Genomic DNA, 18,985 nt, shown 5'->3' with positions numbered 1-18,985 from the left:
ATGTCTGTGTTGCCGCAAACGCAGCGCAGGCAAGGGGAGATAATGCGTGAGCACTGACGTCAACGAGCAGCGCAAGGCCCTGCGCGAAGCGGCCCTGCATTTCCATGAATACCCGAAGCCGGGCAAGCTCGAGATCCAGCCGATCAAGCCGCTGGGCAACCAGCGCGACCTGGCGCTGGCCTATTCGCCCGGCGTGGCCGCTCCCTGCGAGGAGATCGCTGCCGATCCGGATACGGTGGCGCGCTATACCTCGCGGCAGAACCTGGTGGCGGTGATCTCCAATGGCACCGCGGTGCTGGGGCTGGGCAATATCGGCGCACTGGCCTCCAAGCCCGTGATGGAAGGCAAGGCCGTCCTGTTCAAGAAGTTCGCCGGCATCGACGTGTTCGACCTCGAGATCGACGAGCTCGATCCCGCCCGCTTCGTCGAGGCGGTGGCGCCCCTCTGGCCCACCTTCGGCGGCATCAATCTCGAAGATATCCGCGCCCCCGACTGCTTTGCCATCGAGGAAGCGCTGCGCGAGCGCATGCCGATTCCGGTTTTCCACGATGACCAGCACGGCACCGCCATTATCGTCGGTGCCGCGGTCCTCAACGGCCTCGAACTCGCCGGCAAGCGCATCGAGGACGTGAAGATCTGCACCTCCGGGGCAGGGGCCGCAGCCATCGCCTGCCTCAACGTCCTGGTTGCGCTGGGCGCCCGGCACGAGAACATCTGGGTGGCGGACAAGGACGGCCTCGTCACCCACAAGCGCAACGACGTCAATGACAAGTGGCGGGGCCAGTTCCGTCGCGAGAGCGACGCCACCACACTGGCCGAAGTCATCGACGGCGCCGACATCTTCCTCGGCCTTTCCGCCGCCGGCGCGCTGACGCCCGAAATGCTCCAGCGTATGGCTTCACGCCCGCTGATCCTCGCGCTGGCCAATCCGTATCCGGAAATAATGCCGGAGGTTGCCCGCGAGGTGCGACCCGACGCCATGGTTTGTACCGGCCGCTCGGACTATCCGAACCAGGTCAACAACGTCCTCTGCTTCCCCTTCATCTTCCGCGGTGCGCTCGACGTGGCTGCCACCACCATCAACGAGGAGATGAAGCTGGCCGCGGTGCGCGCCATCGCCAAGCTCGCCCATGATCCGGGGCTTGAAGTCTCCGCCTCCGGGGCCCCCACCGTGTTCGGGCCTGAGCACATAATTCCCAACCCCTTCGACCAGCGGCTGATCCTCCGGATCGCCCCTGCGGTGGCGCGTGCTGCGGTCGAAAGCGGTGTCGCCAAGCGGCCGATCACCGATTGGGAAGCCTACCACCACAGCCTCAACCGCTTTGTGTTCCGCTCCGGGCTGGTGATGAAACCGATCATCGATCGGGCTCAGGGGCGCAATCAGCGCATCGCCTTTGCCGATGGCGAGGACGAGCGGGTGCTCCGCGCCACCCAGGTGCTGCTCGAGGAGCGCATCGCCCGCCCGATCCTGATCGGCCGCCCGTCGGTGATCGAAGCCCGCATCGAGCGTTTCGGGTTGCATCTGCGCCCCGGCACCGATTTCGAGGTGATCAACCCCGAGGACGATCCGCGCTACCGCGACTATGTCGCGCTGTTCCACTCGCTAGTGGGTCGTAGCGGCGTCACCCCCGAGACCGCCCGCACCATCGTGCGCACCAACACTACGGTCATTGGCGCGCTGGCGGTGAAGCGCGGTGAAGCCGACGCGCTGATCTGCGGCCTCCAGGGCCGCTATATCCGCCACGTGCGCGATATCCGCTCGGTGGTCGGGCTGCAGGATGGCGTGCAGGACGTATCGGCGCTGTCGATGCTGATCATGCCGCGTGGCGTGTTCTTCCTCGCCGACACCTATGTTCACATCGATCCGTCGGCGGACGCCCTGGTCGGCATCGCGCTTCAGGCACGCGATCATCTCAAGCGCTTCAACATCGAGGCGCGCATCGCGCTCTTGAGCTACTCCAATTTCGGCTCGCGCGATGGCCAGAGCGCCGAGAAGATGCGCGAAGTCTACCAACGGCTGAAGGCCATCGACCCGGACATGATCGTTGAAGGCGAGATGCAGGGCGACCTGGCGCTCAACAGCGAACTGCGCGAACGCTACATTCCGGACACGGTCCTGCGTGGCGAAGCCAATCTGCTGCTGTTCCCCAATCTCGACGCTGCCAACCTGTCGATGACGCTGCTCAAGGAAATGAACCACGCGCTTTCGGTGGGGCCGATCCTGATGGGCACCCGGTCGCCGGCGCACATTCTGGCGCCGTCGAGCACCAGCCGTGGCATCGTCAACATGGCCGCAATCGCTGCGACCGAGTCGCTGGGCGAGGGCTGATCGCCTAGAACGGGGTGGGTGCCACGAAGGTGGTGAACTCCCCCGTCGTCGGGTGAGTAAAGCCCAACTCGGCCGCGTGCAGTTGCAGGCGGTCGGCTGCGGCCATGGTCTCGGGATCGCCATAAAACGCATCGCCCAGAATCACATGGCCGATGGCCTTCATGTGAACCCTGAGCTGGTGCGTGCGTCCGGTGAGGGGATGCAGCCGCACCCGCGTGACGTTCGGCTCCCGCTCGATCACCCGCCATTCCGTTTGCGACGGCCGCCCGTTCTCGTAGTCGACGCGCTGCCGCGGCTTGTTCTCCCAGTCGGTCGCCAGCGGTAGGTCGACGAGCCCGCTGTCGGTCTCCATCACGCCAGCCACCCGCGCCAGGTAGGACTTCGTGGTCTTGCGGTGCTCGAACTGCGAGCCGATGCGACCGTGGGCGCGCTTGTTCAGCGCCAGCACCAGCACGCCGGAAGTGTCCTTGTCGAGCCGGTGCACGATGCCGGCCGTGGGCCAGGTCTGCCGCGCCCGATACTCGACGCAGTCCCACAGCGACGGGTCCTTGCCTGGTACGGTGAGCAGGCCGCTCTGCTTGTCGACGACGAGGATGTCATCGTCGACATGGAGCACACTAAGGTACGGCTCCATTGGCGGGCGGTAGTCGAGAAGGGTGGGCATGGGTCCGGTCACCGCCGGGCTCTAGCAGTCTCGTGAAGGAACGTCCATGCGTTGCCGGGGTTTAACCGGTATCAATGAACGGAGGACGTGCCATGCACAAGGACGAAGCCAAAGGTGCCGGAAAGCAAGCAAAAGGTGCCGTAAAGGACGCAGCCGGCGGTCTCACCGGTAACGAAAAGCTGCAGGCCGAAGGCAAAATGGACAAGGCCGAAGGCAAACTGCAGCAGAAGGTCGGCGAGGCCAAGGAAGGCGCTCGCGACGCGCTGAAGCACTAAGGCGACGGGCCGCTCGAGAGAGCGGCCCTTTTCTTTTCAAGCCGTTACGCTATCTTGGCCGCATGCAAACGGCAGTCTTTCCCACGAGCCTGGGTGAGTTCGTCATCGGCTGGACCGACGCCGGCATCTGCCGCCTGCTGCTGCCCGACAGCGATCCCGACCGCCTCCGCCAGCAACTCGGCGGCGAACCTGCCGATCCCCCGCCAAACATTGCCGACGCTATCGCTCTGATCCAGCGCTACGCTGACGGTGAGCGCGTGGACTTCGCTTCCGTGCCACTCGACATCACCAGCCTTCCCGAGTTCCACCGTCGCGCCTATGCGCTCTTGATGGAGCTTGGCTATGGCGAAACAACCACCTACGGCGCGATGGCGTGCCAGTTGGGTGACGTTGGCCTGTCCCGCGCCGTGGGCCACGCCATGGGTGCCAACCCGATCCCGCTGATTATTCCCTGTCACCGGGTGCTCGGTGCCAACGGAAGTCTCGGCGGGTTTTCAGCCCCCGGGGGTGGCGACAGCAAGCGGCGTCTCCTGCTGCTGGAAGGCGCCCGCACCAGCGCCGCGCCGGCAGCGCAACTGGCACTGGATTTCTAGCGATCATGGGCTTTGCCTTCACCACCCGCACCGATGCCGCCGGACAGGTCCGGCGCATTGCGCTCGAACAGGTCGAAAAAGCCCTCGAGGACGCCGAAGAAATGGCGGATGGCTTCGATGCCACCGTCCACCGCATTCGCCGTCGCTGCAAGCGGCTGCGTGGTCTGCTCCGCCTCATCCGTCCGGTGTTCGATGGCTACTCGCGCGAGAACGCCACCATCCGCGATGCCGCCGCCGAACTGTCCGGTAGCCGCGACGCGAAAGTGGTGCTCGATACATTCGACGCCCTGCTTGCCGACGGTGCGCTGTCCCTCTCGGTGGAAAACCGGGAGGCCGTCCGTGCGTTGTTGCAGCCGCCGGAAGGGGCGGTATCGGAGCAGCATGGCCGCGCGGTGCTGGACGATTTCACGGCGCGCATGCGCCCGTTGCGCGACCGCATTGCCGATTGGGATCTCGACGGCAACGGCTTCGGCCTGATCGAGGATGGGCTGGAGGCGACGTACCGAACGCTGCGCGAGGATTTCGCCACCGCCTCCCGTTCTGAGGACGCCGAAGACCTGCACGAGTGCCGCAAGGCCGTCAAATATCACTGGCACCATGTCACGCTGCTGGAAAAGAGTGCTCCCAATATCCTGTCGGCGCAGCGAGACGCTCTTGGCAAACTGGGGGAACATCTGGGCGACCACCACAACCTGGCTGTCCTGGCCGAGCGGCTGGACTCCGGCGATAGCACCGTGGACAAGGCCGTGACCGACAGCGTTCATGCAGCCGTCACAAAGCGCCAGCATGATCTTGCTGAAGCCGCGCGTGAACTGGGCGCCCAATTGACGGCTGAACGGGCGGGAGCCGTGCGCGACCGCTTCGCTGCCTATTGGCGTCTGCTGCCGGAGCGCTGAATGGCCCGTGAGATCGAACGGAAGTTCCTGTTGACCTCCGAGGTCTGGCGGCCGCTGGTCACCCAGACAATCTCCATTCGTCAGGGCTATCTCTCCGCCAACGCCAAGGCGACCGTGCGGGTGCGGCTGCTGGGCAGCGATCGCGCCGTGCTTACCCTCAAGGGCGCAAGCCAGGGCATATCGCGCGCCGAGTTCGAGTACCCCATCCCCTTCGCGGATGCCCTCGAACTGTACGCGATGGCCGAGCCGCACACGATCAGCAAGCAGCGCCACCTGGTGCCGTTCGGTGGCCTGACCTGGGAGGTGGACGTCTTCGATGGGCGTCACCAGGGGCTGGTGGTTGCGGAGGTCGAGCTCGAGCATGCCGACCAGCAGGTGCCACTCCCATCCTGGGTAGGGCGGGAGGTCTCGGACGACGACCGCTACTTCAATGCCAGCCTCTCGCGCGCAGCGGCGCCGCCACAAGAAGCGGCTTGACCCTCACGCGGCGTGAGGCCCTATCAGGTCATCCGCGGAGACGTGGACCGATGAAGACCTACACTGTCAGTCAACTGGCGCAGCTCGCGGGCGTATCCGTGCGCACGCTGCACCACTATGACGAGATCGGCCTCCTGAAGCCTGCGTACACGGGTGAGAACCGCTACCGGCACTATGGAGAGGAAGAACTGATGCGGCTGCAGCAGATCCTCATCCATCGCGAACTGGACATTCCTCTCGACGAAATCCGGGCCATTCTGGATGCGCCCGGGTTCGATCGCATCGAGACGCTGGCGCGGCAACGCGCGCGGCTGGAGGAACAGTCCCGGCGGTACGCCCAAATGGTCAAAACGATCGACCGCACGATCGCTAAACTGAAAGGAGGGTGTGCCATGACGGCCGCCGATCTTTATTCCGGCGTGGTGTCGCCAGAGAAGCAGGCAGAATACGATGCCTGGCTCGTGGAGAAGTATGGTCCCGAGATGGAGGACCAGCTTGCCGTCAGCCGCGAGGCGATGAGCGATCAATCAGCGAGCGGCATGGCCGCCCGTATGACAGAGCTCAAGGAGATCGAGGAGGCGCTGGCCGAAGGCCTGCGCCATGGCGTGCCACCGCAGGCGGCCGCTCTGGAGCCTGCCATAGCGCACCACCGTGACTGGATCGCCGCTAGCTGGGGCCGCGACTGCACCCCACAAGCCTATGCCGGGCTCGCCGACATCTACGAGCATCCGGACTTCAAAGCGCGCTTCGAGGCGATTGAACCCGGCTTCGCCGACTATCTGACGACTGCCATGCGCTCTTGGGCGTCTCGGCAAGCCGGATAGGTGCTGCCGATCTGCGGGTGGCGGATACCGCCACCCGTTAGTGGTTCACCGCGACTTTGAGCTGGCGCGGTGATGACAGCGGTCCAACCAGTCGCTATGGAAAAGTCATACTTTTCGCGTGGACCGCGTTCGTGACCAAGCCAAATTCTCGTCTTGCCATTGGGCTGGCCACGGTCGCCCTGGCCATCATGGCCGCTATGTCGGCTGCGATCCACGAGGCTGCGAAGGTGGCGCCGACCGGGCAGCTCATCTTCTGGCGCAGTGCCTTGGCGCTGCTTCCGATTGTTCTCTACATGGCACTGCGCCGCGAACTGCTGCCGTCGCTGCGGACCCGTTACCCCCACAAGCACTTGATCCGGGGTCTCCTCGGCTGTGCGGTGATGTTCTTCTCCTTCGTATCGCTGGCTTACCTGTCGGTCGGCCTCGCCACCGCGCTGAGCTATCTGGCGCCGGTGCTGTCCATCGCCGCCGCGATGGCGTTCCTGCGAGAACGCCCGGGCCCGGTGGTCTTTCTTGGTGTGATCATGGGCTTTGCTGGCATCCTGCTCATGCTCTTTCCGGCGCTTGTGGGGCAGGAGGTTCGAGAGGGCGCGCTTATCGGTATCGGCGCTGGCGTCGCCATGGCGGCGACCAACGCCCTGTCGCGGGTGCAGGTGAAGGATCTCACCCGCACCGACCCGCCGTCGAGCGTGGCGCTGTCCTTTGCCGTCATCTGCAGCATCGTCGGGCTGGCGACGGCACCCTTTGGCTGGGCGGCGCTGGAGTTCGAGACAACCGTCCTGCTTGCCGGAGCGGGTCTTCTGGGTGGCGCCGGGCATATTTTGATGATGGAGGCCATTGCCCGGGCGCCCGTCTCGCTGCTCGCGACCTACGAGTACACCGGCATTCTCTGGGCCTTCGCCTTCGATGCGCTCCTGCTCGGAGTGGCGCTGAACGTATGGGTGGTAGCGGGTGCGCTGGTCGTCGTGGCGGCCGCCGTGCTGGTGGCCTATGGCCAGGGGCAGTTGGCGGTGAAGCCGGGCGCTACTGCCAGCGTCGGAAGCTCTTCAGGTGCTCCAGGTTCTTCAGCACCGTCCGGGTGATCTTCTCGACACTGTCGGTGATCGGTACGGCAAGCACATTCTCCGTAGCCGGATCAGGGACCTCAAGGGTTGCGAACTGGCTGTCGAGCAGCGCGGCAGGCATGTACTCGTGCTGGCGCGTTGCCATGCGCGACGCGATCAGTTCCTTGCTGCCCTCGAGGTGGACGAACAGGATCGGCTCGCCAGCCTTCTCCACCAGGTAGTCGCGGTAAATCCGCCGCAGCGCCGAGCAGGCGCCAACCGCCACACCCTTGGGCTCGGCCGCTTCGCACAGGGCCTTTGCCAGCCGCTCGAGCCAGGGCCAGCGATCTTCGTCCACCAGCGGCGTGCCGGCACGCATCTTTTCGACATTGGCCGGGGGGTGGAACTGGTCGCCATCAAGAAATGGAGCATGCAGTTGCCGCGCGATAGCCTGGCCGGTGGTCGACTTGCCGGAGCCGCTCACCCCCATGACGATGATGATTCGAGCAGGAACAAGGGACATGGCTACACCGTCGCCTTGAAGCCGCCATCCACGTAGAGGATGTGGCCGTTGACGAAGCTTGCCGCTGGCGATGCCAGGAAAACGACGGAGCCGCCGAGTTCTTCCGGTTCGGCCCACCGACCCATCGGCGTGCGCTTTTCCACCCAGGCGTTGAACTCCGGGTTCGCGATCAGCGTCGCATTCAGCTCGGTCTTGAAATAGCCCGGGGCCAGCGCGTTGACGTTGATGCCGTGCCTGGCCCATTCGGTCGCCATGCCGCGGGTCAGGTTGCCGACGGCAGCCTTTGCAACCGCGTAAGGCGTGGCCGTCGGGCGCACAACATCGGTCACGATCGAGCACAGATTGATGATGCGACCGAAACGCCGCTCCATCATGCCTTTCACTACCGCCTTGCTGACCATGAAGGTGGCGGTGACGTGGGTGGTCAGCAGCTGCTCGAATTTGTCGACCGGGAAGTCCTCCAGGGGACCGCGCACCTGCTGGCCGGCATTGTTGACCAGGATGTCGATGGGCCCGATGTCCCGATCGCAGTGCGCGATCGCCTCGGCAACGCTCTCTTCGCTGGTCACGTCGAAGGCGAGCGCCTTCACCTTCGCGCCGCTTCCGGCGATTTCCTCTGCGGCGGCCCCAAGTGCTTCCGGGTCGCGCCCATTGAGCACGATATCGGCGCCGGCCGCCGCCAGTGCCTTCGCCATGGCAAAGCCCAAGCCGCGGCTGGAGCCGGTGACCAGTGCGCGCCGGCCCGTCAGATCGAAGGGTGAGGTCATGGAATGCTCCGAAAGAATGAGCGCGACCCTATGAGGCGGGGCTTGCGCTGGCAACAGGTTCTTCCATACAAGGCCGCAGATCGGCTCAAAATTTCCCCTGCAATGGCTTCCGTCAGCAGCGGCTTTGTGGTCAGGTCGCCCCGCGTGCGCCAAGCCCACGCGTCCATTGGATTGGTTGTGACTTCAGAAGGACTGCTCGCATGTCGACAGCGGATATCGGCCTTATCGGCCTGGCGGTGATGGGTTCGAACCTCGCGCTCAACATCGCCGAGAAAGGCTATACGATCGCTGTCCACAACCGGTCTTCGGGCCGCATCGACGAGTTCGTCGCCGAAGCAAAAGCGCAGGGCCTCGATAGCCGCACCATCGCCAAGTACGACCTCGCCGACTTCGTGCAGACGGTGAAGCGTCCGCGCTCGATCATCATCATGGTCAAGGCCGGTGCACCGGTCGATGCGATGATCGAGCAGTTGCTGCCGCATCTCGAGGAGGGCGACGCCATTATCGAATGCGGGAACTCCCTGTTCACCGACACGCAGCGGCGCTTTGACTACCTCAAGCCCAAGGGCATCGGCTATCTCGGCGTCGGCGTGTCCGGCGGCGAGGAGGGGGCCCGCCATGGTCCCTCGATCATGGTCGGCGGCTCCAAGGAGCAGTGGCACAATGCCGAGGCGGTGCTGACCGCCATCGCGGCCAAGTTCAAGGGCGAGAGCTGCTGCGCCTATCTCGGCGAAGGCGGCGCCGGCCATTTCGTCAAGACCATCCACAACGGCATCGAATATGGCGACATGCAGATGATCGCCGAAATCTACGGCGTCATGCGCGATGGTCTCGGCATGGATCCAAAGGCTTGCGCCGAAGTCTTCAAGGAGTGGAACAAGGGTCCGCTCAACTCCTACCTGATCGAGATCACCGGCCACGTCCTCGACGCCGTCGACGAGCAGACCGGCAAGCCGCTGGTCGAACTCATCCTCGACAGGGCCGGCCAGAAGGGCACCGGCGTCTGGTCCGCCATCGCCGCCCAGCAGATGGGCGTGCCGGCAACCGCCATCGAAGGCGCCGTTGCCGCCCGCTCTATCTCCTCCCGCAAGGCCGAGCGCGTTGCTGCCGAAGGCATCTACGGCAAGCCGAGCCGCGCCCAGACCGACGTCACCCTCGCCGACCTTGAACAGGCGCTGCTCGCCGGCAAGATCGTCTCCTATGCCCAGGGCTTTGCGGTGATCGCCAAGGCCAGCGAGGAGAACGGCTGGAACCTGCCGCTCGCCACCATCGCCAAAATCTGGCGCGCCGGCTGCATCATCCGCTCGCGCTTCCTCGATCAGATGTCGGCTGCCTATGAAAAGGGCGGCAACACCAACCTGCTGGTCGTGCCCGACTTCGTCGAGTTGATGAAGGAAGCGCATCCGCACCTGCGCAAGGTCGTCTCGGCCGCCGCCCTTGGCGAGTTCCCGATGATCTGCCTGTCGGCAGCCCTCAGCTATTTCGACAGCTACCGTCAGGCGCAGGGCACCGCCAACCTCATCCAGGGCCAGCGCGATTTCTTCGGCGCGCACGGCTTCGAGATCGAGGGGCGCGGCTCCGACCTCCACGGCAAGTGGCCATCGACGCTGGGCAAGGACTGACCCTCCGCTGCTAGAGCAGCGAGCGGTACATTACATAGCTGTCGACATATCCATGCACCGGGTGCCGAAAGGCGCCCGGTAGCGTTCCGACGATCTCGAAGCCGAGCGACTGCCACAGCGCCACGGCTCGGGTGTTCGTCGACACCACGTGGTTGAACTGCATGGCGCGAAAGCCACGCTGCTTCGCCCGCTCCAGGGAATGCAGGCACATCGCCCGTGCCACCCCGCGCCCTTGCGCCGCCAGGGCGGTCATGTAGCCGCCATTGGCCACGTGGGCACCGCCGCCGCGGCGATTGGCCATCAGGTAGTAAGTGCCGACAATCTCGCCATCGGCCTCGACCACGAAAACCTCGTGCTCCGGCATCATCCAGAAAGAGCGAATGCCCTCGTCATCGAGGTCGCGATCGACGGCATATGTTTCCCCGGCAGCCAAAGTCGGCTTCACGATCGCCAGAATGGCCGGCCAGTCCGCTTCAGTGGCGGCGCGGATTGCTACTTGGCCCATCATCGTCCTCCAGTGGCGGGGTGCGCACCTGGCCGGGCGGTGGCACCTCCGGCACCTGCGGATGGTCCGCGACGCTCGGGCGGTGCCGCAGCTCGAAACGCCAGGCGGTGAAGGCGAAGATCAGCAGTGCCACGGCGACACTGGCGCTGGCGGCAATGAACGGCGCGCCGGGGAAGTAGCCGGGTGCGTCGGCGGTGGTGGTGAAATAGGAGAAGATCTGCGTTGCAGCCAGCGGCCCGATGATCGTTGCCAGCGAACTTGCCGCGTTCACCGCCCCCTGCAACTCCCCCTGGCCATTGTCCGGCACCTGCCGTGACAGCACGCCATTGATCGCGGGCGGGGCGAGGCCGCTCACCGTGCCGACCATGATGAAGAGGTAGAGATAGAACACGCTGTCGGCCAAGGCGACGCCGGCAAAGCCGGTGATGGCGGCCAGGAGTCCGATCATCGCCACGGCAGGCTCACCGATACCGCGCGACAGCGGCCCCACCAGCACCGCCTGGCTGATGGCGAAGCCGAGCCCGAAGGCGCCCAGCGTGCGTCCGATGGTCGAGGAGGTGAAGTTGAACACCTCCACGGTGAAGTAGCTGAACACCGTCGGCAGGGCCTGAGCCGCCAGCTGGAAAAAGAATAGCACCGCCAGCAGCCACAGTACCGAAGGGTATTTCCGCAGCGACAGGACCGCGCCGAATGGATTGGCGCGGCGGATGTCGAACTTGCGCCTGGAGGTCTTGGGCAGGCTTTCAGGCAGGACGAACAGCCCAAACAGGAAGTTGGCGAAGGCCAGGCCCGCCGCTGCGTAGAAGGGAACGCGTGGTCCGAACTCTCCCAGTTCGCCACCCACCACCGGGCCGATGATGAAGCCCAGCCCGAAGGCCGCACCGATCAGGCCGAAGCGGTGCGTGCGCTTATGGGGAGGGGTGATGTCCGCCATATAGGCAGTGGCTGTCGCCAGCGCCGCCCCTGCGATGCCGGCGATGACGCGCCCGATGAACAGGTACCAGACGACCGGAGCGATCGACATCATGACGTAGTCGAAAGTCAGCCCCAGCAGGGACAGCAGCAGCACCGGCCGCCGGCCGAACCGATCCGACAAATTGCCGAGCACGGGGGAGAAGACGAACTGCATAAAGGCGTAGGTGAAGACCAGATAGCCGCCGATCACCGCAGCATTGGCCACGCTGCCTCCAGTCAGGTCTTCCAGCAGTTCCGGCAGGACAGGCACGATGATGCCCACGCCGATCATGTCGATCAGGATGGTGACGAGGATGCAGGCCAGGGTCAGGCGTGAGCGGGTGGCGGCTTGCATGCGGTTGCGGTCAACCTCGTTGAGTCCCGGTGCCGGGCCTGGATGCCGGGCAATTGACACGGCGCGCCGGGCCAAAGCAAGGCGGAACCCGGCGGCCGCAGTTCATCACGGACGGGCGCCCGCAATCTCTGCGTCATAGCCATAAAGCCAGCCGAGCCGCTGCAGTTGCCCGCGCGGGCCGGATGTTTTGATCACCAGGTCGCGTCCGAGGCTCAGGGGCCACGGCAGGTGGAAGATGGTCCCATTCATCCGAGAAATCCTGGCGACGCGGGCGACCCGCTGCTGCCGCAGCGTGGCATAGCGGGCAAGTGCCGCCTCCGGCTGGTCCGTGCTCGCGAGCAGCGGCGCCAGAACGGCAGCATCCTCGATGGCCATGGCCGCGCCCTGTGCCTGGAACGGCACCATGGCATGGGCGGCATCGCCGATCAGCCCAATGCGGCCGCGGTTCCAGTTCGGGGTAGTGACCGCAAACAAGGGCCAGGGGGTCCACCCGCCGCCGGCAGCATCGAGCACGGCCTCTACCCGGTTTGACGGCCGACCAGGGATCACCGGCTGCGCGCCCGGCGCCACGCGCGGATCGCCGGAGGCAATGAACAGCGCCAGATTGACCTGCGCCCGATGGGGCAGGGGATAGCACACCATGTGGTACCCGGGCCCGAACAGGACCGTTACCCGATCAAGCTCGATCTGCCCGGCTACCGATGCTTCCGGCACCAGCGTTCGCCACGCCACCCGACCGAAATAAGATGCGTCCGGGCCGCCCAGCGTTTCGCGCCGGGTCGCGGAGTGGACGCCATCGGCGCCGATCCAGGCGTGGACGGGAACCTCACGTTCGGCGCCACCTTGCCGGAGCGTCACCCGGGCTGCCGCATCGGTGTTCTCGACTGTCCACGACTCGACGCCGAACAGGATCTCGATGTTGGCGAAACGGCGCGTGGCCTGGAACAGCACTTCGGCCAGATCCGCGCGATGCATCACCACATAGGGCGCCGCGAAGCGCTCGCGCATGACCGGGCCGAGTTCGAGCGTGGTCAGGGGCCGCGTGGCGCCGGAGGGAATGATGTCGATGCCCACCGGCTCGAGGCTGGTTGCAGCGATGGCGTCGCCGAGCCCGAGCCGATCAAGAATGCGAAAGGCGTTTGGGCTGATCTGGAGGCCCGCGCCGAACTCGGAAACCGCTGCCTGCCGCTCCAAAACCACCACGCGCAGGCCGAACTTGGCCAGCGCCAAAGCCAGCGTCAGCCCGGCGATTCCGGCGCCGGCGATGTAGATGCTGCGCCCGTCTGTGGGCATGATCGTCGCCGCTTAGGCGGCGTCGTGGAAGACGGCGGAGGCCGGGTTGGCGGTGCCGGCGGCGAGGCGGGAGTTGAACACGTAGTGGGTCGAGCAATAGGGGCAGACGATCTCGTTGTCCTTGCCCATATCGATATAAATATGGGGATGGTCGAACGGGGGCAGGGCGCCTACGCACTTGAATTCCTTGGATCCCACCTCGATCTGGCGGAGGCCTTCGGTGTTGTGGAAGTGCGGCGTGGTGTGATGCGCCATGGCAGAATAGACCCGAACGGTGGACGTGCGCCGGGAACTTAGTCGAACCGCCGGTGCAATGGAAGGCAGCGAAAGGGGCAATTTCCGATTGCTTTCCGTTACCCGTTCCGCGAAAGCGGCAGCAGATCGGAGAACTTCCAGTGCCACTCTTCACATCTCGCGGTCACACGCTTTCCTTCGAGACACATGGCAGCGGCGAGCCGGTGCTGTGCATCCACGGCTTTGCCTCGAGCGGCAAGGTCAACTGGCTGGATACCGGCTGGGTGGAGACGCTGACCGAGGCCGGCTATTGCGCCATCACGCTCGACAATCTCGGCCATGGCGAATCCGAGTCCTCGCACGAGCCGGAGGACTATACGCCGCAGGCGATGGCGGCCGATGCGGTGGCGCTGCTCGACCACCTCGGGATCGAGCGGGCGGCGCTGCTCGGCTATTCGATGGGCGCGCGGATTTCGGCCTTCCTCGCCTTCGAGCATCCCGAACGGGTGCCGTGCGCCGTGTTCGGCGGTATGGGCATGAATCTCATCAATGGCCTTGCCGACGGCAACGAGATCATCGCGGGCCTCCTGGCGCCGTCGCTCGACTATGTCACTGGCCCGACGGCCCGGCAGTTTCGCATCTTTGCCGAGCATACCAAGTCGGACCGGCAGGCACTTGCCGCGTGTATGGAAACCTCGCGGGCGCCAATGGCGCGGGCCGATGTCCGCCGGATCGACGTGCCCGTGCTGGTTGCGGTGGGTGAGCAGGACGTGATGGCGGGGTACCCCGAGGAGCTGGCGCAACTGTTGCCCCAGGGGGAGGCAGTGGTGATCCCGCGGCGCGACCATATGCGCGCCACCGGCGACAAGGTGTTCAAGGCCGCCACGCTCGATTTTCTCGCCCGTCATTGGCCCGCTGTTTAGGAACGCCGTTTCACATTTGGGGCACTGTGTGAACCAACGCACCCGACAGCCTTTGTGCTGAGGGACACGATGCTCTATATCGGTGTTCTTCGATGAAGCGGAGTTGAAATGTCCACGCTACGCAAGCCGGCCAATCTTCAGAGCGTCGATCCCGTGTGGGAAGCGGTGCGTGCGGGCGCGCGCCAGGTGCTCGAGAAGGAGCCGTCGCTGGCGAACATGGTGGTCGCCAACGTCCTCAACCACGACAGCTTCGAAGCGGCGCTGGCGCACCGGCTGGCGACGCGACTCGACCATGAGGACGTTTCCGCTGACCTGATCCGCCAAGCCTTCGCCGAGACCTTGGCCGACAGCCCCGAGATTGCGGACCTCGCGCGCGCGGACCTTGCCGCGACGCTTGAGCGCGATCCCGCCTGCCACCGGGCAGTCGAGCCGCTGCTCTACTTTAAGGGCTATCAGGCCATCCAGACTCACCGCTTTGCCCATGCCATGCACAAGGCGGGGCGGCGCGACTTCGCCCTCTACCTGCAGAGCCGCTCGAGCCAGGTGTTCCAGGTGGATATCAACCCCGCCGTGCCGATGGGCAAGGGCATCATGCTCGACCATGGCACCGGTCTTGTCATCGGCGAAACCGCGGTGGTGGGGGACAACGTCTCGATGCTGCAGAACGTGACGCTCGGCGGCACCGGAAAGTCAGACCAGGACCGGCATCCCAAGATCGGCAATGGCGTGCTGATCGGCGCCGGAGCCAAGGTGCTCGGCAATATCCGCATCGGCGAGTGCTCGCGTATCGGAGCGGGCTCGGTGGTGCTGAAGGAGGTGCCGCCGCGGGTGACCGTCGCCGGCGTTCCGGCCAAGGTCATCGGTGAGGCAGGATGTGCACAGCCGGCGCTGGTGATGGACCAGGTGATCCTGGTTCACGACATGACCAGCTGACGGCACCGCAACCCCTGTTGGCGCGTTGTCACCGCTAAACACCTGAACTGCAGGGTTGCCACTCTGCGGGTTGGGGCTATTTTCCCGCCATTCCAATCATCAGGACGGTCCAGTGAACCACGCCGAGATCATCAAGCTGCAGAAATTCCTGCAGACCAAGTTCAACAACCGCAACATCGACGTGCGACCGCGCGGCAAGCTGAACGATTCCGTGGAAGTCTATATCGGCGACGAGTCGATCGGTCTGATCCATGTGGACGACGAGGACGGCGACAAGTCCTACATCTTCAATATGTCGATCCTCGACATCGACCTCGACGAGGTCTGATCCTCACATCGCGCCGATGCGGCCGAGCCAACGGCCCATCTCGCTGTCGAACTCGCGCCAGGCGGCAAGCGCCGGCTGGCTGAAGGTGTAGACGGCAGCAATCCCCGAGGGCAGATAGACGGTGCGCACGCACTGCTCCGCCCCCTCCGGCTCCACCGGGGCCAGGCACTTGGCCACGAACGGGTTGGGCGACAGGGGATCGTACCACACCGTCTCGCCGCGGTAGCCAGGGCCGGCCACCGGCTTGCCCACCAGCCCCATCACCCCAGACAGCGTTTCTTCGCCGAACTGGTGCAGGTACACCCGGTCCAGCAGGCTGGCGCTCGTGCGCGCCCGGCTTGGCGGCAGCAGTGTCACCTGCACCGGGATCGGCTCGGCCTCAGGGGGCGTGAGGGTCACCAGCAGGTCGATCTGGCTGGCGAATCCGGTGCGTGACTCCTGGCCGTTGCGGAACCAGCTCTGCGGGATGCTCAGTTCCTGGCCGGCAATGGTCTGCGTCACCAAACGATCGTCGTTCAGCACGGGCCCGGGTGTTCGGGCCTCCCGCGTGGCACCATCCACCCAATAGGCGAGCCCGACCGCCGCCAGCAGCACCATCACCGATAGCGCCGCAAGGTTGAAGCCGATGGCCGAGGGCGCGTTTGGCGCGCGTGCGGTGGAGGAAGCCATTTCCGGCATTAACCAGATTTGTCCGGAGGAGGTGACAGCCAATCAGGCAGCCAATATGCTTAACAAAGTGTTAAGTTCTGCCGCGCGGGGACGCTGGAATGAGTACCGAACTGCTTCTGGCTGCGTTTCTGATCTGTGTCGGCTTGTGCACCGCGGGAGCGGGAACGCATCTGTATCAGATGCTATCGGGTCAGCAGGCCATGCTGCGCTATGACGGCAAGACCTTTGCCGGCACGCTCGGGCATCTGTTCATGAGCTTCATCTGCGGCCCCTACATCATGCTGCAGATGGGCTGGCAGCATGAGGACAACAGCACCCTGTCGATGAGCAATGCCCTGATCGCGGCCATGGTCGCCTTCGGTTGGGCGTTCCTCACCGGCCTGCTGATCGTCGGCAGCTACGTCGCCGTCCTGCGGCTTTAGCAGGGCCGGAACTGTTCCCTTCAAACTCCTGGGCGTGCTCGCGGCATCGGCTCCATCGCCTCCCTCCCCGTTGAGAGGGTGAGGGTGGGGTTGTCGAGGGCAATACAGGCTGGGAACTCCCAGTATGCACATGCTCCGACACCCCCACCCCTTACCCCTCCCCTCAAGGGCGAGGGGAGGTCGATGTTTCCGCGCTCGAGCCGTTTCTTCGCCACCGAAGGGCAAAGAGAACACTCCAAAAGCAGTGAGGCCAGCCGTGGTTTGCGCCGGGCTGGCCTCACTCTTCAGACCCCTATCAGGGATGTATTGGGCGGGGTCCGGAAACCGTGAAGATCAGTCGATCGCTGCGGTGGTGACAATGTTGCGGTCGTCGAACATGTCCACCCAGGCGCCGGCATCGGCCTGCGACTGACGCTTGACGAATTTGTACGGGGTGTTGCTCCACAGATCGACACTGCCGACCTGGTTGTCGAGCACGAGATCGCCGCGATCGGTGCGGACCAGCAGCACGGCGTGGCCTTCGCCATTGGCCTGCTTGACCACGGTGATCAGCAAGGTGCTGGCGGGCCAGCCCGCCTCGATCAGGGCCCGGCGCTTGGCGAGAACGTAGTCTTCGCAATCGCCATAGCCGTTGGGATAGGTCCAGAACTCTTCAACCTGGTAGAGATCGGCGTCGGTAACCGGCACGATCTGCTGGTTGAAGGTGGCGTTCACGGCCAGCAACTGCTGCCATAGCGGCTCGGTCAGCGTCACGGCGCCGACGGGGTTCTGGTGCGGCGTGCACTCGGCGGGGCGAGCCCGGCAGAACTCGGCATGGCCCACGGGAATGCTGGTGGCGCTGGTGGCGGTCTGGATGAAGGCGACATTCTGGAAATCCAGCGCCGCCACTGGTGCTGCGGCCAGGAACGCCAGAGCGATCGCCGCCGTCGCCCGCTTTGCCCAAGTTGTTGTACGCATTGCAGTCTCCCTGATGGAGACCACGCTACGGCTGGCGGTTTGCCGCGATCGGAAAACTGCCGCGCAGTTTTTATGCGAGTTTTATCGAGTGGATTCGGTGCTTGTTTACCGTGTTGCCGCGCCCAGGCGGCTCTTCACTTCGGCAAAGACGGCATCGTCCTGGTGCGGCCCCTCCCGGCACTGCTTGGAGCCGATATGGATCGTCGAGGCCCTGTCGAGGCCGGCGGCAGGATATGTGAACACCTCCTCACGCACCTGACCATCCGTCATGTACCAGTTGGTGTGGTGGACTGCGAGGTTGCGCCCGGCCGCGTCCACCACCACGGCGGTGACGCAGACATCGTCGTCGTCATACCAGTCGTTGTCCTCGAGGCGCTGGGTGAGCCTGAGGCTTTCCTGCCCAAGCGTGACCCAGATGCTGACCCACTGGTCGCGCTTCCAGTCCCACTTTTCCCGGTAGAGAGGACAGACGCGTCCTTCATCCCCCGCCGTGCAATCGGCGACATCGATCGTCTGCCAGGCATAGCCGGCCCAGTCGGACCGCCCGTCGGCAAGAGCCGGCGCGGCCAGCACGGCCAGGGCAGTCACAAGCGGGAAGAGGCGGCGCGATCTCACGCCAGCGTCATACGCGATCGGAGGGCGCAGTGTCAGCCCCTCACGCATGGAGGTGCGTTTCAGTTCACCCGCAGGTTCTGCTGCACCACGGTCAGCATTTCCTGCGCCGAGGCGAACTCCACCGCCACCCCGTTCTGGAAATGGCGCACCACGCGGGCGCGCATGCGGCCGAGCGTAACCGGAGTGCCCATGGCGGGACGAACGTCGAGTTCGATGGCGGCACCCGAGAGCGAGATGTCGATGATCTTGCAGTTGTACCGCCGGCCATCGTCGAGCACCACATAGGAGTGGCGAATGTCCGGCACCACGCGCTCGTGGCGGCGGTCCTCCGGCAGGTTCAACAGATCCTTGTTGGCAAGCCAGGTGAGTTGGGCCGCCATCTTGTCGCGCTTGCGCGGGCTGGCGTCGATGCTCATCGAGAAGCCGCCTTCGACCTGCGACTGCACATAGCCTTCGATGCGGCCGAGATGATCGATGTAGCCAATGACGCGCTCGCCGACGACGCCGGGCACCGGTGCCACCATCATGGCGTCACCGGGGGACATTTCCAGCACCTGGCAAGGAAATTCCCGCCGGTCCGAGAGCATGTACCGGCCGAGCAGCGACACCGATACGCGCTGGAAGCGATCCGCTTCGAAGCGGGGCGCCGGCGAGGCCAAAGGCTGTGATGGCAGGTCGTCGCTGAGCATTCGCCGGACCGTCTGGTAGGGGTTTTCCCCGCCAGACTAGTGGCTGTTGGTTAACGCTTGGTGGAACCGAAGCAACGCTCCGCCGCCACAAACCG

The 18,985-nt window shown here is 64.9% G+C and carries 23 protein-coding genes; 12 read left to right on the top strand and 11 right to left on the bottom strand.

Translation table 11 applies throughout. From position 1 onward, the window contains the following. The first annotated feature begins 46 nt into the window (after window positions 1-46). On the top strand, window positions 47-2,329 hold the full coding sequence (locus ACFSX5_RS01460) for an NADP-dependent malic enzyme (protein WP_386831091.1): 2,283 nt from the start codon (window positions 47-49) through the stop codon (window positions 2,327-2,329). Between the two features lie 4 nt (window positions 2,330-2,333). On the opposite strand, the gene ACFSX5_RS01455 is transcribed toward ACFSX5_RS01460, so the two are convergent. After that, window positions 2,334-2,993 (bottom strand): RluA family pseudouridine synthase, encoded by a 660-nt coding sequence (locus tag ACFSX5_RS01455; protein WP_386831089.1) that lies wholly within the window; start codon window positions 2,991-2,993, stop codon window positions 2,334-2,336. 92 nt (window positions 2,994-3,085) lie between these two features. Here ACFSX5_RS01455 and ACFSX5_RS01450 point away from each other — a divergent pair, with 92 nt between their 5' ends. From ACFSX5_RS01450 to ACFSX5_RS01425, 6 genes are all read left to right on the top strand, one after another. Then, window positions 3,086-3,268, top strand: coding sequence for a CsbD family protein (locus tag ACFSX5_RS01450; protein ID WP_386831088.1), 183 nt, complete (start codon window positions 3,086-3,088; stop codon window positions 3,266-3,268). 62 nt (window positions 3,269-3,330) lie between these two features. Then, window positions 3,331-3,861 (top strand): methylated-DNA--[protein]-cysteine S-methyltransferase, encoded by a 531-nt coding sequence (locus ACFSX5_RS01445; RefSeq protein WP_386831086.1) that lies wholly within the window; start codon window positions 3,331-3,333, stop codon window positions 3,859-3,861. Between the two features lie 5 nt (window positions 3,862-3,866). Further along, on the top strand, window positions 3,867-4,757 hold the full coding sequence (locus ACFSX5_RS01440) for a CHAD domain-containing protein (protein WP_386831084.1): 891 nt from the start codon (window positions 3,867-3,869) through the stop codon (window positions 4,755-4,757). After that, window positions 4,758-5,234: a CYTH domain-containing protein gene (locus ACFSX5_RS01435; protein ID WP_386831082.1), complete on the top strand. Its 477-nt coding sequence runs from the start codon at window positions 4,758-4,760 to the stop codon at window positions 5,232-5,234. 50 nt (window positions 5,235-5,284) lie between these two features. Further along, window positions 5,285-6,058, top strand: coding sequence for a MerR family transcriptional regulator (locus ACFSX5_RS01430; protein ID WP_386831080.1), 774 nt, complete (start codon window positions 5,285-5,287; stop codon window positions 6,056-6,058). A gap of 131 nt (window positions 6,059-6,189) precedes the next feature. Further along, window positions 6,190-7,140: a DMT family transporter gene (locus tag ACFSX5_RS01425; protein WP_386831078.1), complete on the top strand. Its 951-nt coding sequence runs from the start codon at window positions 6,190-6,192 to the stop codon at window positions 7,138-7,140. On the opposite strand, the gene ACFSX5_RS01420 is transcribed toward ACFSX5_RS01425, so the two are convergent. Together ACFSX5_RS01420 and ACFSX5_RS01415 are read right to left on the bottom strand one after the other, a co-directional pair. Beyond that, window positions 7,082-7,624, bottom strand: a complete 543-nt coding sequence (locus ACFSX5_RS01420) for a gluconokinase (RefSeq protein ID WP_386831077.1) — start codon at window positions 7,622-7,624, stop codon at window positions 7,082-7,084. The two genes, ACFSX5_RS01425 and ACFSX5_RS01420, sit on opposite strands and share 59 nt — an antisense overlap. Before the next feature lie 2 nt (window positions 7,625-7,626). Further along, a complete protein-coding gene (locus tag ACFSX5_RS01415) occupies window positions 7,627-8,391 on the bottom strand; it encodes an SDR family oxidoreductase (protein WP_386831075.1) in 765 nt (254 codons plus the stop codon). A 200-nt stretch (window positions 8,392-8,591) separates the two neighbouring features. Between ACFSX5_RS01415 and gndA the strand changes: the two genes are divergently transcribed. Continuing rightward, a complete protein-coding gene (gndA, locus tag ACFSX5_RS01410; protein WP_386831073.1) occupies window positions 8,592-10,013 on the top strand; it encodes an NADP-dependent phosphogluconate dehydrogenase in 1,422 nt (473 codons plus the stop codon). A gap of 10 nt (window positions 10,014-10,023) precedes the next feature. On the opposite strand, the gene ACFSX5_RS01405 is transcribed toward gndA, so the two are convergent. The 4 genes from ACFSX5_RS01405 to ACFSX5_RS01390 all read right to left on the bottom strand — a co-directional run bounded on the left by ACFSX5_RS01405 (window position 10,024) and on the right by ACFSX5_RS01390 (window position 13,375). After that, window positions 10,024-10,518 carry a GNAT family N-acetyltransferase gene (locus ACFSX5_RS01405; RefSeq protein WP_386831071.1) on the bottom strand — a complete coding sequence of 165 codons (495 nt, stop codon included), beginning with the start codon at window positions 10,516-10,518 and terminating at the stop codon, window positions 10,024-10,026. Continuing rightward, the gene (locus tag ACFSX5_RS01400; protein ID WP_386831069.1) at window positions 10,487-11,827 is read right to left on the bottom strand and encodes a TCR/Tet family MFS transporter; all 1,341 of its coding nucleotides are present in this window, start codon (window positions 11,825-11,827) and stop codon (window positions 10,487-10,489) included. The genes ACFSX5_RS01405 and ACFSX5_RS01400 overlap by 32 nt, the downstream gene beginning before the upstream one ends. Window positions 11,828-11,932: 105 nt before the next feature. After that, on the bottom strand, window positions 11,933-13,120 hold the full coding sequence (locus tag ACFSX5_RS01395) for an FAD-dependent monooxygenase (RefSeq protein WP_386831067.1): 1,188 nt from the start codon (window positions 13,118-13,120) through the stop codon (window positions 11,933-11,935). Between the two features lie 12 nt (window positions 13,121-13,132). Continuing rightward, window positions 13,133-13,375, bottom strand: a complete 243-nt coding sequence (locus tag ACFSX5_RS01390) for a zinc-finger domain-containing protein (RefSeq protein ID WP_386831065.1) — start codon at window positions 13,373-13,375, stop codon at window positions 13,133-13,135. 125 nt (window positions 13,376-13,500) lie between these two features. Here ACFSX5_RS01390 and ACFSX5_RS01385 point away from each other — a divergent pair, with 125 nt between their 5' ends. The 3 genes from ACFSX5_RS01385 to ACFSX5_RS01375 all read left to right on the top strand — a co-directional run bounded on the left by ACFSX5_RS01385 (window position 13,501) and on the right by ACFSX5_RS01375 (window position 15,538). Further along, a complete protein-coding gene (locus ACFSX5_RS01385; RefSeq protein WP_386835547.1) occupies window positions 13,501-14,277 on the top strand; it encodes an alpha/beta fold hydrolase in 777 nt (258 codons plus the stop codon). Between the two features lie 108 nt (window positions 14,278-14,385). Next, window positions 14,386-15,210, top strand: coding sequence for a serine O-acetyltransferase (gene cysE / locus ACFSX5_RS01380; protein WP_386831064.1), 825 nt, complete (start codon window positions 14,386-14,388; stop codon window positions 15,208-15,210). Between the two features lie 112 nt (window positions 15,211-15,322). Then, a complete protein-coding gene (locus ACFSX5_RS01375; RefSeq protein WP_386831062.1) occupies window positions 15,323-15,538 on the top strand; it encodes a DUF3126 family protein in 216 nt (71 codons plus the stop codon). Between the two features lie 3 nt (window positions 15,539-15,541). Here ACFSX5_RS01375 and ACFSX5_RS01370 read toward each other — a convergent pair whose 3' ends face one another. Beyond that, window positions 15,542-16,207, bottom strand: coding sequence for a hypothetical protein (locus ACFSX5_RS01370; RefSeq protein ID WP_386831060.1), 666 nt, complete (start codon window positions 16,205-16,207; stop codon window positions 15,542-15,544). A 98-nt stretch (window positions 16,208-16,305) separates the two neighbouring features. Here ACFSX5_RS01370 and ACFSX5_RS01365 point away from each other — a divergent pair, with 98 nt between their 5' ends. Continuing rightward, window positions 16,306-16,629: a DUF6949 family protein gene (locus tag ACFSX5_RS01365; RefSeq protein ID WP_386831058.1), complete on the top strand. Its 324-nt coding sequence runs from the start codon at window positions 16,306-16,308 to the stop codon at window positions 16,627-16,629. Window positions 16,630-16,962: 333 nt separating this feature from the next. Here ACFSX5_RS01365 and ACFSX5_RS01360 read toward each other — a convergent pair whose 3' ends face one another. From ACFSX5_RS01360 to ACFSX5_RS01350, 3 genes are all read right to left on the bottom strand, one after another. Continuing rightward, window positions 16,963-17,586, bottom strand: coding sequence for a transglutaminase-like cysteine peptidase (locus ACFSX5_RS01360; protein ID WP_386831056.1), 624 nt, complete (start codon window positions 17,584-17,586; stop codon window positions 16,963-16,965). Between the two features lie 105 nt (window positions 17,587-17,691). Then, window positions 17,692-18,201, bottom strand: a complete 510-nt coding sequence (locus ACFSX5_RS01355) for a hypothetical protein (RefSeq protein WP_386831054.1) — start codon at window positions 18,199-18,201, stop codon at window positions 17,692-17,694. A gap of 59 nt (window positions 18,202-18,260) precedes the next feature. Continuing rightward, entirely contained in the window at window positions 18,261-18,890 is a 630-nt protein-coding gene (locus ACFSX5_RS01350; RefSeq protein ID WP_386831052.1) for a PilZ domain-containing protein, read from the bottom strand. Window positions 18,891-18,985: the final 95 nt, after the last annotated feature.

The organism is Devosia albogilva (assembly GCF_042685625.1).
Lineage (GTDB): Bacteria > Pseudomonadota > Alphaproteobacteria > Rhizobiales > Devosiaceae > Devosia > Devosia albogilva.
The sequence above is the reverse complement of the archived record's forward strand: the minus strand, read 5'-3'. Positions and strand labels throughout refer to the sequence as shown.